A 273-nucleotide genomic window follows, 5' to 3' on the forward strand; every position below is an offset into this window, starting at 1 on the left:
CATGCCTTTCAGACGCTCAAGGGGAAACGCCTTCTTGGTTCTGCTGGGTGCTTCCGAGGTGTCGAGGTGCCGGAAGAGCTGACCGATGAGCCGCTCGATGAGCTGCCGTATGTCGAGCTGTTCTATCGCTATCTGCGTGGAAAGGGCTACGCCGTTTCGCATGCGAATCGCCCCAAAGCGGCGTAGCCGCCGAGGGATCAGACGGGTAGGGGATTGGCCTGGAACGCCGCTCCCCTGCCCTAACCAAGCCAACTACACAGGAGTTGAAATGGC

General features: G+C 60.1%; 1 pseudogene. It reads left to right on the top strand.

From position 1 onward, the window contains the following. Nucleotides 1-186, top strand: a pseudogene (locus ABG80_RS22265) (hypothetical protein); the annotation flags it as partial. Nucleotides 187-273: the final 87 nt, after the last annotated feature.

Origin of the sequence: Aquabacterium parvum, from assembly GCF_001447195.1 — a bacterium.
In the GTDB taxonomy this organism is placed as follows: domain Bacteria; phylum Pseudomonadota; class Gammaproteobacteria; order Burkholderiales; family Burkholderiaceae_C; genus Aquabacterium; species Aquabacterium parvum.